Genomic DNA, 13,088 nt, shown 5'->3' on the forward strand with positions numbered 1-13,088 from the left:
GGAGCGGCGGTGCGGCGATCCGACTTGCTCGCGAAGCATTCAGGTTTTAAACAGCGGCCGGCTTGTGCGCGACAAACCGCATCATCCACTCTGCAACCGTAGTGCCGTGGTGCTCCTGCTCCAGGCTCGCAATGCCTTTGGAGTAGATCTGCTGGCCCAGCGCATCCTGACGAATCTCCAGCAGGGCGCGGGAGTAGTCGTGGATGAACTCCGGATGCCCCTGGAAGCACAGCACCTGATCGTTGATGTGATAGGCGGCATACGGGCAGAAATCGCTGGAGGCGATGACCGTGGCGTTTTCCGGCAGCGACGTGACTTGATCCTGGTGGCTGATCAGCAGTGTCAGTTCCTCGCGCACCGGGCTCATCCATGGCGCCTTGGCAGCCAGTTTGTAGTTGTGGGTGCCGACGCCCCAACCCTGGGTCGCACGCTCGCTCTTGCCACCGAGCAGCAATGCCAGCAACTGATGACCGAAGCAGACGCCGAGCAACTTGTCGCCACGCTCGTAGCGGGTCAACAGGTACTTCTTGAGGGTTTCGATCCACGGGTCGGTGCCGAAGGAATCGGCCTTGCTGCCCGTCACCAGGTAGGCGTCGAATGTCAGGTCGTCGCTTGGGTATTCACCCTGCACCACGTTGTAGACCGTGAACTCGGCGGCAATCGGCTGCTGCGAAAACAGGTGTTTGAACATCTGCCCGTAGCCCTGATATTGGTCAACCAATTCCGGACGCAGGTGGTCGGTTTCCAGAATGCAGATGCGTAACGACATAAAAAATACCTGACACGTGATGGGAATAATGCACACCCCAGAGCCTGCCTCGAAACACGGTGACAAGGCAAGCCCCGAAATGTGTCATCACACCCTTAGAAGACCTCCCCTTTCGCCGCTTTTTCCAGGAGCAGCGCAGGCGGCGCGAACCGTTCGCCATATTGCTTGGCCAGGTACTGGGCGCGGGCGACAAAGTCCTGTACGCCGTACTGATTGATGAACTGCAGTGCACCGCCGGTCCAGGGGGCGAAACCGATGCCGAAGATCGAGCCGACGTTGGCGTCCGCCGTAGAGGTCAACACGCCCTCCTCCACACAACGCACGGTTTCGATGGCTTGCACGAACAGCAGGCGATCACGCACATCCACTGGCGAAATCTGCCCGTCGGCTTTCTCGAAGCGTTTTTTCAACTCCGGCCACAGGTGTTTCTGGCCGCCCGCCGGATACTCGTAGAAACCGCCACCGGCAGCCTTGCCCGGGCGCTTGAACTCATTGAGCAGCAAGTCGATGACGGCAAACGCAGGATGTTCTGTCAGTGGCTTGCCTTCTGCTTGCAGGTCCTTGGCCGTTTGCAGGCGGATATGGCTCATCAGGCTGAGGGAAACTTCATCAGAGATCGCCAGCGGTCCTACAGGCATGCCGGCCTTGCGTGCTTCAGTCTCGATCATCGCCGCGTTCACACCTTCGCCCAGCATGGCAATGCCTTCGTTGGTGAAGGTGCCGAACACCCGCGACGTGAAGAAACCGCGGCTGTCATTGACCACAATCGGGGTTTTCCTGATTTGCAGGACGTAATCGAATCCGCGGGCCAGGGTTTCGTCGCTGGTATTGGCACCCTTGATGATTTCCACCAGCGGCATTTTTTCCACGGGGCTGAAAAAATGCAGGCCGATGAACTTGCTCTGATCGGGCACGGCGCACGCCAGGCCGCTGATCGGCAAGGTCGAGGTGTTGGACGCGATCACCGCGTCCGCGCCGACGACCTTCTGCGCGGCCAACGAGACTTTGGCCTTCAGGTCACGATCCTCGAACACCGCCTCGATGATCAGGTCGCAACCGGCCAGGTCAGCATCGTTTTCGCTGGTTTGGATGCGCGCCAGCACCGCGTCACGTTGCTCGATGCTCATTTGTCCGCGAGCGACTTTCTTGTCCAGCAGCGCTGCCGAATGGGCCTTGCCCTTCTCGGCTGCGACGAGGTTGATGTCCTTGAGTACCACATCGATACCCGCCGACGCGCTGACAAACGCAATACCGGCGCCCATCATCCCGGCGCCGAGCACGCCGACCTTGCGGGTGACATAAGGCGCAAAACCTTGCGGCCGCGAGCCACCGGCGTTGATTTCGTTGAGTTGGAACCAGAACGTGCCGATCAGGTTTTTCGAGACCTGGCCGGTGGTCAGTTCGGTGAAGTAGCGGGTTTCGATCAGGTGCGCGGTGTCGAAATCCACCTGCGCGCCCTCGACCGCTGCGCAGAGGATTTTCTCCGGCGCGGGCATCGTGCCCTGGGTTTTGCTGCGCAGGATAGACGGGGCAATCGCCAGCATCTGGGCGACTTTCGGGCTTGACGGTGTGCCGCCCGGAATCTGATAGCCCTTCACATCCCAGCGTTGTACCGCCACCGGGTTGGCGAGAATCCACGCCCGCGCCTTGGCCAGCAGATCTTCGCGGTCGGTTGCCAACGCGTCGATCAAGCCTGCCTGCAATGCCTGTTGCGGCCGCACCTTCTTGCCTTCCAGCAGGTACGGCAGGGCTTTTTCGATCCCGAGCATACGCACCATGCGCACCACGCCACCACCGCCCGGCAGCAGGCCAAGGGTGACTTCCGGCAGGCCGAGTTGCACCGCAGGATTATCCAGCGCCACCCGATGATGGCAGGCCAGGCAGATTTCCCAGCCGCCGCCGAGTGCCGCGCCGTTGATCGCCGCAACCACCGGTTTGCCGAGGGTTTCCAAGGTGCGCAACTGCCCCTTGAGGGTCAGCACCATGTCGTAGAAGGCTTTGGCTTCGGGCTTGCCGACCTTGATCAATTCATTGAGGTCGCCGCCGGCAAAGAAGGTTTTCTTGGCCGACGTGATGATCACACCGGCGATGTCGTCCTTGTCGCCTACCAGGCGCGAGACGCAGTCGGCCATGGCCTCGCGGTACACCGCGTTCATGGTGTTGGCGCTCTGGCCAGGCAGGTCGATGGTCAGGACGACAATGTTGTCCTGGTCTTTTTCGTAACGAATGGCTTCGCTCATAACGGGGTTCCTTGAAGTCCGGGCTCAGAGGCGTTCGATGATGGTGGCAATGCCCATGCCGCCGCCGACACACAGGGTCGCGAGGCCATATCGCAGCCGTCGGGCTTCCAGTTCATCCAGCAGCGTGCCGAGAATGGCGCAACCGGTGGCGCCCAGCGGGTGGCCCATGGCGATGGAACCGCCGTTGACATTGACCTTGTCTGGGTCGACCGCCATGTCCTTGATGAATTTCAACACTACCGAAGCAAACGCCTCATTGACCTCGAACAGGTCGATGTCTTCAACCCGCAGCCCGGCCTTGGCCAACGCCTTGCGGGTCGCCGGCGCCGGGCCGGTGAGCATGATGGTCGGGTCGGTACTGGTGACCGCCGTGGCGACAATCCGCGCCCGCGCCTGCAGCCCCAACTCCCGGCCCTTGGCTTCGGAGCCGATGAGCATCAACGCCGCGCCATCGACAATCCCGGAGCTGTTGCCCGGAGTGTGAACATGATTGATCCGTTCGACATGGCTGTAGACCCGCAGCGCGGTGGCATCGAACCCCATCTGCCCCATCATCTCGAAACTCGGCTTGAGCTTGCCCAGGCCTTCCAGGGTCGATTCGGCGCGAATGAACTCATCGTGATCGAGCAGGATGATGCCGTTCTGGTCCTGCACCGGCACCAGCGACTTGTTGAACGAACCGTCGGCCCGCGCCCGCGCTGCCTTCTGCTGGGAATGCAGGGCGTAGGCATCGACGTCCTGACGGCTGAAACCTTCAAGGGTGGCGATCAGGTCGGCACCCACCCCTTGCGGAGTGAAATGGCTGTGCAGGTTGGTCGCCGGGTCCAGCGCCCAGGCGCCGCCATCGCTGCCCATCGGCACCCGTGACATCGACTCGACACCACCGACCACCACCAGATCCTCGAAGCCGGAACGCACTTTCATTGCGCCGAGGTTGACCGCCTCCAGCCCCGAAGCGCAGAAACGGTTGATTTGTACCCCCGCCACACTGACATCCCAATCGGCCACCTGGGCGGCGGTCTTGGCGATGTCAGAACCTTGATCGCCAATCGGCGTCACGCAGCCGAGCACCACGTCATCGACCTGGCTGGTGTCCAGCGCCGTGCGCTGCTGCAGCGCGTTGAGCAAACCGGCCACCAGGTTCACCGGCTTGACACTGTGCAAGGCGCCGTCGGCCTTGCCTTTGCCACGGGGCGTGCGTAATGCGTCGAAAATCAATGCTTGGGTCATGACGTCCTCGAACCGCAGTGCAGGAGAGTAAAGGCAGAGTGCCCACTCTTGGCCCGAGCCGCGTTTGATTCAATGACCGCAGCGCTCACAGATGTTGACGCACACGCTCAGACGGACGGTCGTGAACGAGCGGATTAACCGATTCAGGACACCAAGCTGTCTAGCCAAAGGGCGGCAAAGAAGCTGGCAATAGGCCTCATGCCTTTTTTAAAGCAAATCGCAACCTCACCATATGAAATGGATCTAAACCAAGCGCAACGCGGGCTCTAAGGTGAACTTGTACGAAGTTGTCGTCGGGTTTTGCCGAGGCGCTCGTCACTACAGGAAGTGCAACGCGCTGCCATCATGGAGCTATGCAGGCAGGCATCAGGAAATAACAATAAAGGCGGTCAAGCCATGTTCAAACAATCGAAAGTACGTCAAGCCGGGCTCATCCTTTTTGCCACCACGCTGTTGTTGATACTGCCGAACCTGACCAAGGTCATCGGCTAGTCGCGTCCAAGAGATACGGCGTCACAGTTTTTGAATTGCCACTATCAAAATGTGACTGGCCCGCTACCCGGGCCAGCGTGGCTGTGCCACCCTTCATGGCACTTCCACGACAAGGACGGCAATCAATTTGAAAATGCTCATTCTGCTCGGGGCCCTGCTGATCGGCTCGCCCCTTTATGCCGCACAGCTGAATCTGGAGCTGGGCGCGAACAGTCGCACCTGGCAGACGGAGGAATTGCTCAAGCATCCCCAGGTGCAAACCCTCAATATCAGCAACGACGTTTCCTACAAAAGGGACATGAGCTACCGCGCCGTGCCTCTGTCCGCCCTGCTGACCGGCATCAAGCCGGACGACCACCTGCAAGCCGTGGCCCTAGATGGCTTTGCCGCCGAAATGGCCGCGGCGCCACTGCTCAATACCCTAGGGGCGCGGGCCTGGCTGGCGATTGAAGACCCGGCCAAACCGTGGCCGGCGCTAGCGGAAGGCAAGCCGGGTGCCGGGCCGTTCTATCTGGTCTGGACCGAACCGCAGGCCGGCAACATCAGCCCCGAGCAATGGCCGTTCCAGGTGGCGAGCATCAAGCGCCTGGCGCCCGTGGCCGAGCGTTTCCCTGCCCTGCTGCCCGATCCGTCCTTGAAGGCGGATGATCCGGTGAACAAGGGTTTTGCGTTGTTCCAGAAGAACTGCCTGGCGTGCCATCGACTCAATGGTGCCGGGGATGCGCAGTTCGGGCCGGACCTGAATATTCCATACAGCCCGACCGAGTACTTCGGCGCGGACTTCCTCAAGCGCTACATTCGCGATCCACAGAGTTTGCGCCAATGGCCACAGGCGAAGATGCCCGGGTTCTCGGCCGAGGTGTTGCCGGATGGGGAGCTGGGGATGCTGGTGGGGTATTTGCAGCATATGGTCGGGCGCAAGATTCAGCACTAGCACTGACATGATCCCTGTGGGAGCGAGCTTGCTCGCGATAGCGGTGTGTCAGTCACGGTAGTATCGACTGAAAGGTCGCCATCGCGAGCAAGCTCGCTCCCACAGGATTTTGCAGACCTCTAGTTATTGCTGCTGCACTGAAATCACCGGCGCGGGCGTCGGTGAGACCAGCACCTTCGCATGCATCTGCTCACACCCGCCGCCCCGGCGCATCCCGCGTACCGGGCAGGCATCCAGGTAATCCAGGCCCACCGCCAGTTTCAGGTGACGCTCCGGCCGGGCCAGTTCGTTGGTCACGTCGAAGCTGTACCAGGCGTCATCCAGCCAGGCTTCGGCCCAGGCGTGGCTGGCCAGGTGTTCGCTGCTTTCGCTGTACAGATAGCCCGACACATAACGTGCAGGAATGCCCAGGCTGCGGGTGCAGGCAAGAAATGCATGGGTATGGTCCTGACAGACGCCAGAGCGTCCGGCAAAGGCCTGGGCCGCGCTGGTGTCCACTTCCGTGGAACCCGGCGTGTAGGTCATATGCTGGTTGAGGCCATGCATCAGATCGATCAACGCCGTGCGGTCGCGGCGTTGCTTGCATTGCTTCTCGGCGAACGCACGCAGGGCGGCGTCGGCTTCAGTCAACCGGGTAAAGCGCAGAAACGGCAGTGCCGACTGGCTTTCGTGCTCGGCCTCACGCCATTCATCGATATCGACCTGGCCGCGGGCACCGATGATGATCGCCTCGTGAGGCTCGTCCATCGTTAGCACATGCAGGATGTTGCCGAATGGATCGAGTTGCGCCCGCACCGGGCGCGGCAGGTCGAGCTGCCAACTGAGCACGTGCTGGCGCTCGCTGTCGTGGGGCGTTAGCCGCAGGTACTGGATGCTCGCCCGCACCTTGTCTTCGTAGTGATAGGTGGTCTCGTGGCTAATGGAAAGTCTCATGCGGCCTCCAGATAAGAACTGTGAATCGCGTTACCCAACTGGCGCACCAGCGGGATGAACTCGGTCAGCCAGGCGTGCAGGCCTTCTTCGAGAATTTCATGGATGCCGGTGTAGCGCAGGCGCGCGTCCATTTCTGCCGCCAGGCGCTGTGCGGGACGACCGTTGGCCCCCGGCAATTGCGCGAGGATCTGGTCGATCTCTTCGGTGCAGGCGCGCAGGGAGCGCGGCACATCGGCGCGCAGCAACAGCAATTCGGCGACATGTCGGGCGCCAGGGGCGTCACGGTAGATTTCCGTGTAGGCCTCGAACGACGACAACGCCCGCAACAACGCGCTCCACTGGTAATACGCGTGAGCGGTGCCATCGCTGACCGCTTCGGCCTGGTCGCCGGCCATTTCGTAACGGGCATCGAGCAGGCGCAAGGTGTTGTCCGCCCGCTCGATGAAAGTCCCCAGACGAATGAAGCGAAACGCATCGTTACGCATGATGGTGCCGTAGGACGCGCCCCGGAACAGGTGGGAGCGCTCCTTGATCCACTCGCAGAAACGGCTCATGCCGTAGCGACTGAGACCCTGTTCGGCGATGCCGCGAATTTCCAGCCAGGTGGCGTTGATGTTTTCCCACATGTCGGCGGTGATGCGCCCACGCACCGCATGGGCGCTGGCCCGTGCGGCACCGAGGCAGCTGTAGATGCTCGCCGGGTTGGCCGCATCCAGGGCGAAGAAATGCAGCAGCCGTTCGGCATGCAGTTCGCCATGGCGCTCCAGGTAATCGTCCAGGGTGCCGGTGATCAACAGTGGCATGGCCAATTCGTGCAAACCGTCGCCACGGCCGTCTTGCGGCATCAGCGACAGCGAATAGCTGATGTCGAGCATCCGTGCGAGGTTTTCCGCCCGCTCCAGGTAACGCGACATCCAATACAAATCCGAGGCAGTTCTACTTAACATGGCAGGCTTCCTTTAATCCTCGACCACCCAGGTGTCCTTGGTTCCGCCACCCTGGGAGGAGTTGACCACCAGGGAGCCTTCGCGCAGGGCGACACGGGTCAAACCGCCGGGCACCACCCGGATCTCGCGACCCGACAGGACAAACGGCCGCAAGTCGATATGGCGTGGCGCGATACCGTTTTCGACAAAGGTCGGACAGGTCGACAGCGACAGCGTCGGTTGTGCGATATAGGCATGGGGCTTGGCGATGATCCGCGCACGGAAGGCTTCGATTTCCGCCGCCGTCGCGGCCGGCCCCACCAGCATTCCGTAACCGCCGGAGCCCTGGGTTTCCTTGACCACCAGTTCTGGAAGATTGGCCAGCACGTGGGAAAGTTCAGACGGATTACGGCACTGCCAGGTCGGCACGTTCTTCAGGATCGGCTCTTCATCGAGGTAGAAACGGATCATGTCGGTCACGAACGGATACACCGATTTGTCGTCCGCCACCCCCGTGCCGATGGCATTGGCCAATACCACGTTGCCGGAGCGGTAGGACGACAGCAGCCCCGGCACGCCTAGCATCGACTCCGGGTTGAAGGCCAGCGGATCGAGGAAGGCGTCGTCGAGGCGACGATAGATCACGTCGACCGCTTTCGGCCCGTCGGTGGTGCGCATGAAGACCTTGTCGTCACGCACGAACAGGTCCGCACCTTCCACCAGTTCCACACCCATTTCCCGCGCCAGAAACGCATGCTCGAAGAACGCGCTGTTGAAGCGTCCCGGTGTCAGCACGACCACGCTGGGGTTGTCGATGGGGCTTGAGCTTTTCAGGGTATCGAGCAACAGGTTCGGGTAGTGGTCGATGGGCGCGATGCGTTGCGCCGCGAACAGTTCGGGGAACAGGCGCATCATCATCTTGCGGTCTTCGAGCATGTAGCTGACGCCGCTCGGTGTGCGCAGATTGTCTTCGAGCACGTAGTAGGTGCCGTCGCCGTCGCGCACCAGGTCGACACCGGAGATGTGCGAGTAGATATCGCGGTGCAGGTCCAGCCCCTGCATCGCCAACTGGTACTGCTCGTTGGCTAGCACCTGCTCGGCCGGAATGATGCCGGCCTTGATGATGCGTTGCTCGTGATACAGGTCGGCGAGGAACATGTTCAACGCCTTGACCCGCTGGATGCACCCGCGCTCGACGACCCGCCATTCACTGGCGGGGATGCTGCGGGGGATGGTGTCGAAGGGAATCAGGCGCTCTGTGCCCTGCTCGTCCCCGTAGAGCGTGAAGGTAATCCCGGCGCGATGAAACAGCAGATCGGCCTCGCGTCGCCGTTGTGCCAGAAGCTCGTCAGGCGTCTCGGCCAGCCAACGGGCAAACTCCCGATAATGCGGGCGGACCTGGCCGCCGGCATCGTACATCTCATCAAAATAGGTGCGGATCATGCCGTACTCCTTGTCACTCGGACGTCCAGACCTTCGCAAGGCCCGTGCCAGCGGCATAAACGCTTTGATATCAATCAGTTGGATAATCAATGCGCAACTACCGCACCATTCCTGTGCGGCAAATGCTCCAATCTGATCGCCCCCGCTTCATTGCAAGGCGTGGCTATCGCCTATCACCAGCATAGCCAGAGTTGATTTCACTGCCCGGTAACGGGTGCGGATAATCCAGGCATTCGCTGAAAAGCCCACCGAACTTCCCTTTTAGCCGCCTGCTCAGGCGGCTTTTTTTTGCCTTGTTGAAACAAAATCAAAAGATCGCAGCCTTCGGCAGCTCCTACAGGCCAAAAACGAAAACGGCCAACCCGAAGGTCAGCCGTCAATGCCGGTTGTCACTGTTCATAAGCCTATGCGAGTCGCCCTCGTACCTCCTGTTTCACACCCCAGCCTTCGATGATGCCGCCCAACGGCTCGACCACCGCTTCGAAACCTTGTTCGAAGTCGCCGATATCGTCGTAGGTGGCATACATGACTTTGCACAACTCCAGCGCCCAGGCGCCATCGTCGCGCGCACTGACTTGCGCATCCAGGGATTCACCACGGTGGAAATGACCTGCCGCCCTGCGTGCCCGCTCCTCATCCGGGAAAATGGCGTAGAACTCGATGGGATGAAACCGCGAAAAGTCAAAACCGCCTTCTTTCATGCGGCGCAACACGCTGCTGCTGATGTCTTCTTGATAGGCTGTGCTCATGAAACGTCCTCCTCAAAACGATGGATAGACTTTCCGTACTCCCTCACCCGCAACCGAACAGCGCGAGCGACGGCAACCGATGTGCCGGCGGGAAACAAGCATGGAGCTGACAAGACCAGACCTTAGCGATTCATTCGCTGATCTCGCTTGCAGAGTAGCCTCAAGATAGAGCCTCTGCCAAGGCCTGGATGTGAATGCGACAGGTGCCGTTCAGATTGGAGTAATGCCGAGGATTTCAATGCTGTTCTGGGACTTGAGCTCTTTGACGCTCGCATCGGCGGTCCGCCCTTCCAGATCGTTCAGATCCAGTTCGGCAGCTACAGGAAGAAGCCGTTCCTTGATGAGCTTGGCGGCACGCTCGTTGTCCGGGCGCTCGGTGCACTCGAAGACTTCGTCGGTAGTTTCGCCATGATCATCCACGAAAGTGATTTTCCACTTTTGCATTGATGCCTCCTCGATAAAACCCATGGATGGGCTTACACATATCTGGACCTTGTTAGCCGGCTAATTGTTCCATCGGGGTCAGATAAGGAGCTGTGGGAGCGTGGCTTGCCCGCGAAGGCGGTGTTTCAGCCACATTAATGTCAACTGACACACCGTATTCGCGGGCAAGCCACGCTCCCACAGGCTTGCGAACCAACCGATGGAAATCAGTCGTTGCTTGGCTTGTTCACGGCCTGCAACACGTATTGCGGCAGGGCGAACGCGCCGATGTGGATTTCAGGATTGTAGTAGCGCGTGACGATGCCGCTGCCCGTGAAACGTTGTTGCAGGGTTTCGCGGGACAACTTGCGATAAGCGGTATCGGTCGCGCCCCAGGCGAAGGTCATCGAGCCGCCGATGTAGGTCGGCACGGCGGCCTGGTAGAAGTGCCAGTCCGGGAACAGGCTCTGCAGGCGACCGGCGGTAGTCTTCACTTCTTCGATCTGCATGAACGGCGTGCCGTTCTGTGTCACCAGGATGCCGCCTTCGTTCAGGCAGCGGTGGCAAGCCTGGTAAAAGTTTTCCGAGAACAGCACTTCGCCCGGCCCGATCGGGTCAGTGGAGTCGGAAATGATCACGTCGAACTTTTCAGTGGTGGTGGCGACGAAACGCATGCCGTCGTCGATCACCAGGTTCAGGCGTGGATCATCGAATGCACCCTTGGAGTGATTCGGCAGGAACTCCTTGCACATGTCGACCACGGTGCCGTCGATCTCGACCATGGTGATGTGCTCGACACTGCGGTGCTTGGCCACTTCACGCAACATGCCGCCGTCGCCGCCGCCGATGATCAGCACGCGCTTGGCGCTGCCATGGGCGAGGATCGGCACGTGGGTCAGCATTTCGTGATAGATGAATTCGTCGGCTTCGGTGGTCTGGATCACGCCGTCCAGCGCCATCACGCGGCCCATGCGCGGGTTCTCGAAGATCACCAGGTGCTGGTGTTCGGTGCGCACTTCGTGCAGCAGTTTTTCCATGCGAAAACGCTGGCCGTAGCCTTCGTAGAGGGTTTCCAGGTAGTCGCTGGTCGGGGTGTTGCTCATGGGAAGTGCTCCGATGAATGCGGGTGGCAACGGACGGTTACCCGCCCATGATGGCCATTCGTTCGTCTCGAATGACCGGGAAAGGCGCGCATTCTACGTCGCGGAACATGACAGGTCGAACCTCACTTGCTCGACTTGCCAGAATCCTGTGGGAGCGGGCTTGCCCGCGATGCAGACGCTGCGGTATGTCAGAGACACCGCGGCGATATCATCGCGGGCAAGCCCGCTCCCACAGGGTCGGTGTTGTTTGTGGGAAATCCGTCAGAATTTGACGTTACCCCGCGGCCCGGCGATGGCCCAGATGATCAGCCCCAGCACCGGCAACAGGGCGATCAACAGTACCCAGAGGATTTTCATCCCGGTCTCGGCGCTGCTTTTGAATACGTTGATGATGGCCCAGATGTCCAGGACAAAAATGATCAAGGCAACCAGGCTGTTGAACGTGGAACCCATGGTGACGCTCCTGAAGAGTGATTTGCCCTCTTAGGATAGACGGTCGTCGCGAGGGTTCCCTTTGATTTGACAGTATTTGGCTATCAGACGTGGATCGCCACTTTCAGGGCTTCCAGGGCGGGCGCGGCTGCGATGCCCGCTTCTGCACACAACTCCAGCACGCGGGGCACGTCATTGCCGTACACCAGCACCACCTGCAATTCGTCATCGAGCAACTGGCTGAAGTTCATCAGCGTGTAGCCCCCGTTTTCCTTGTTCAGGCTGCTCATTTGCACCTGGATGCGGTTGAGCGCGGTCAAGGCTTCAGTCTTGGCCAGTTGCTTGGGCTTGAGATTGAACTCCACGCCCGGTCCGAACGAAGCGACGATCTGCGCGAACAGGTCCATGTAGGTGTCAGCCTGGAACAGCACCGTTTCCGGCAGGCTGCCGACCACCACCCACTCACCCAACGGGATCGGAAAGGTTTCGTCGTAGTTGATGTCCGGATTGGCGCTCAGAAAAGCCTGCGGATCGGCGTAGGCCTGGGCCGCTTCGTCTGCGACCTTGAGGATTTCGTCTTCGCCCATGCACCCGGAGCTGATTTTGCTGATGAGTTCGACGAGTGCGGCTTTCATGGGGGCAGATCCTGTAGCGAGGGGGATTTTGAGGGCGCGAAGGATACCGCATTAATGAGGGAAATGCGGGCCTGTGGTGAGGCATTCCCTGTGGCGAGGGGGCTTGCCCCCGTTCGGCTGCGAAGCAGTCGCAAGTCCATTCAGCGCGGTCTGCCTGACAAATCACATTGTCTGAATTTGGGGCCGCTTCGCAGCCCAACGGGGGCAAGCCCCCTCGCCACAAAAGCGCCCTCGCCACAGGATATGGTGTCAGCCCGAGAGTTTTTCCAGTTGCGCCACAGTATCGGCAGCCCCCATGGTCCTGGCAGCCTCCAGTGCAGTGATGCCATTGGCGTCCTTGGCTTTCGGGTCGGCCCCCTTGCTGATCAGGTAGTCGACCACTTCGACGCGGTTGAACATCGCCGCCATCATCAGCGCCGTGCGGCCGTCGAAGGACGAGCCTTCAACCTGCGCGCCGCCCTCGACCAGGGCCTTGATCACCGCCAGGTCGCCCTTGAAGGCGGCGCCGGCAATCGGGCTCTGGCCGTTGTCGTTGCGGATCTCCGGGTCGGCCTTGTGCTCCAGCAGGACCTTTACCGTGTCCACATGACCGTGGTACGCGGCCAGCATCAGCAAGGTATCGCCCTTGTGGTTACGCAGGTTCGGCGGCAAACCCTTGGTCAGCAGCGCGGCCATCATCGCCGCATCGCCCTCCCGTGCCTTGTTGAATACCTGTTCGGCAAATTCGGCGGCTTCTTCGGGGGTCATCTGGCGGCTTTTGTCTGACATTGGGCACTCCC

General features: G+C 60.5%; 13 protein-coding genes. 1 reads left to right on the forward strand and 12 read right to left on the reverse strand.

All coding sequences use genetic code 11. The features are described 5' to 3' along the window. Positions 1 to 46 precede the first annotated feature (46 nt). The 3 genes from KW841_RS08180 to KW841_RS08190 form a co-directional block, all read right to left on the reverse strand. Positions 47 to 769 carry an amidotransferase gene (locus tag KW841_RS08180; protein WP_007971914.1) on the reverse strand — a complete coding sequence of 241 codons (723 nt, stop codon included), beginning with the start codon at positions 767 to 769 and terminating at the stop codon, positions 47 to 49. A 95-nt stretch (positions 770 to 864) separates the two neighbouring features. Further along, complete coding sequence (locus tag KW841_RS08185) at positions 865 to 3,009, reverse strand: 3-hydroxyacyl-CoA dehydrogenase NAD-binding domain-containing protein (RefSeq protein ID WP_218475148.1); 2,145 nt, start codon at positions 3,007 to 3,009, stop codon at positions 865 to 867. A gap of 24 nt (positions 3,010 to 3,033) precedes the next feature. Further along, positions 3,034 to 4,239 carry an acetyl-CoA C-acetyltransferase gene (locus KW841_RS08190; protein ID WP_218475150.1) on the reverse strand — a complete coding sequence of 402 codons (1,206 nt, stop codon included), beginning with the start codon at positions 4,237 to 4,239 and terminating at the stop codon, positions 3,034 to 3,036. Between the two features lie 625 nt (positions 4,240 to 4,864). On the opposite strand from KW841_RS08190, the gene KW841_RS08195 reads away from it, so the two are divergent. Next, complete coding sequence (locus KW841_RS08195; RefSeq protein WP_218475472.1) at positions 4,865 to 5,665, forward strand: cytochrome c; 801 nt, start codon at positions 4,865 to 4,867, stop codon at positions 5,663 to 5,665. A 123-nt stretch (positions 5,666 to 5,788) separates the two neighbouring features. Here KW841_RS08195 and KW841_RS08200 read toward each other — a convergent pair whose 3' ends face one another. The 9 genes from KW841_RS08200 to KW841_RS08240 form a co-directional block, all read right to left on the reverse strand. Next, positions 5,789 to 6,598 carry a transglutaminase family protein gene (locus KW841_RS08200; protein WP_116582385.1) on the reverse strand — a complete coding sequence of 270 codons (810 nt, stop codon included), beginning with the start codon at positions 6,596 to 6,598 and terminating at the stop codon, positions 5,789 to 5,791. Further along, positions 6,595 to 7,545 (reverse strand): alpha-E domain-containing protein, encoded by a 951-nt coding sequence (locus KW841_RS08205; protein WP_007971901.1) that lies wholly within the window; start codon positions 7,543 to 7,545, stop codon positions 6,595 to 6,597. Before KW841_RS08205 ends, KW841_RS08200 begins: the two co-directional genes overlap by 4 nt. 12 nt (positions 7,546 to 7,557) lie before the next feature. Next, entirely contained in the window at positions 7,558 to 8,967 is a 1,410-nt protein-coding gene (locus tag KW841_RS08210) for a circularly permuted type 2 ATP-grasp protein (protein ID WP_218475153.1), read from the reverse strand. Between the two features lie 404 nt (positions 8,968 to 9,371). Further along, a complete protein-coding gene (locus KW841_RS08215; RefSeq protein WP_056721847.1) occupies positions 9,372 to 9,716 on the reverse strand; it encodes a ribonuclease E inhibitor RraB in 345 nt (114 codons plus the stop codon). Between the two features lie 210 nt (positions 9,717 to 9,926). After that, positions 9,927 to 10,160: a hypothetical protein gene (locus KW841_RS08220; RefSeq protein ID WP_104449798.1), complete on the reverse strand. Its 234-nt coding sequence runs from the start codon at positions 10,158 to 10,160 to the stop codon at positions 9,927 to 9,929. Between the two features lie 206 nt (positions 10,161 to 10,366). Then, positions 10,367 to 11,242, reverse strand: a complete 876-nt coding sequence (speE, locus tag KW841_RS08225; RefSeq protein WP_218475155.1) for a polyamine aminopropyltransferase — start codon at positions 11,240 to 11,242, stop codon at positions 10,367 to 10,369. 261 nt (positions 11,243 to 11,503) lie between these two features. After that, positions 11,504 to 11,695, reverse strand: a complete 192-nt coding sequence (locus KW841_RS08230; protein ID WP_085716868.1) for a PLD nuclease N-terminal domain-containing protein — start codon at positions 11,693 to 11,695, stop codon at positions 11,504 to 11,506. A gap of 83 nt (positions 11,696 to 11,778) precedes the next feature. Next, entirely contained in the window at positions 11,779 to 12,309 is a 531-nt protein-coding gene (locus KW841_RS08235; protein WP_218475157.1) for a hypothetical protein, read from the reverse strand. Between the two features lie 249 nt (positions 12,310 to 12,558). Then, positions 12,559 to 13,077 carry an ankyrin repeat domain-containing protein gene (locus tag KW841_RS08240; protein WP_218475159.1) on the reverse strand — a complete coding sequence of 173 codons (519 nt, stop codon included), beginning with the start codon at positions 13,075 to 13,077 and terminating at the stop codon, positions 12,559 to 12,561. Positions 13,078 to 13,088 lie beyond the last annotated feature (11 nt).

Origin of the sequence: Pseudomonas sp. PDM28, assembly GCF_019219115.1 — a bacterium.
GTDB classification, from domain to species: domain Bacteria; phylum Pseudomonadota; class Gammaproteobacteria; order Pseudomonadales; family Pseudomonadaceae; genus Aquipseudomonas; species Aquipseudomonas laurylsulfatiphila.

Coding starts and splice junctions, on each gene's coding strand:
- KW841_RS08180 (WP_007971914.1), bottom strand. CDS start 769: ATGTCGTTACGCATCTGCATTCTGGAAACCGACCACCTGCGTCCGGAA.
- KW841_RS08185 (WP_218475148.1), bottom strand. CDS start 3,009: ATGAGCGAAGCCATTCGTTACGAAAAAGACCAGGACAACATTGTCGTC.
- KW841_RS08190 (WP_218475150.1), bottom strand. CDS start 4,239: ATGACCCAAGCATTGATTTTCGACGCATTACGCACGCCCCGTGGCAAA.
- KW841_RS08195 (WP_218475472.1), top strand. CDS start 4,865: ATGCTCATTCTGCTCGGGGCCCTGCTGATCGGCTCGCCCCTTTATGCC.
- KW841_RS08200 (WP_116582385.1), bottom strand. CDS start 6,598: ATGAGACTTTCCATTAGCCACGAGACCACCTATCACTACGAAGACAAG.
- KW841_RS08205 (WP_007971901.1), bottom strand. CDS start 7,545: ATGTTAAGTAGAACTGCCTCGGATTTGTATTGGATGTCGCGTTACCTG.
- KW841_RS08210 (WP_218475153.1), bottom strand. CDS start 8,967: ATGATCCGCACCTATTTTGATGAGATGTACGATGCCGGCGGCCAGGTC.
- KW841_RS08215 (WP_056721847.1), bottom strand. CDS start 9,716: ATGAGCACAGCCTATCAAGAAGACATCAGCAGCAGCGTGTTGCGCCGC.
- KW841_RS08220 (WP_104449798.1), bottom strand. CDS start 10,160: ATGCAAAAGTGGAAAATCACTTTCGTGGATGATCATGGCGAAACTACC.
- speE (WP_218475155.1), bottom strand. CDS start 11,242: ATGAGCAACACCCCGACCAGCGACTACCTGGAAACCCTCTACGAAGGC.
- KW841_RS08230 (WP_085716868.1), bottom strand. CDS start 11,695: ATGGGTTCCACGTTCAACAGCCTGGTTGCCTTGATCATTTTTGTCCTG.
- KW841_RS08235 (WP_218475157.1), bottom strand. CDS start 12,309: ATGAAAGCCGCACTCGTCGAACTCATCAGCAAAATCAGCTCCGGGTGC.
- KW841_RS08240 (WP_218475159.1), bottom strand. CDS start 13,077: ATGTCAGACAAAAGCCGCCAGATGACCCCCGAAGAAGCCGCCGAATTT.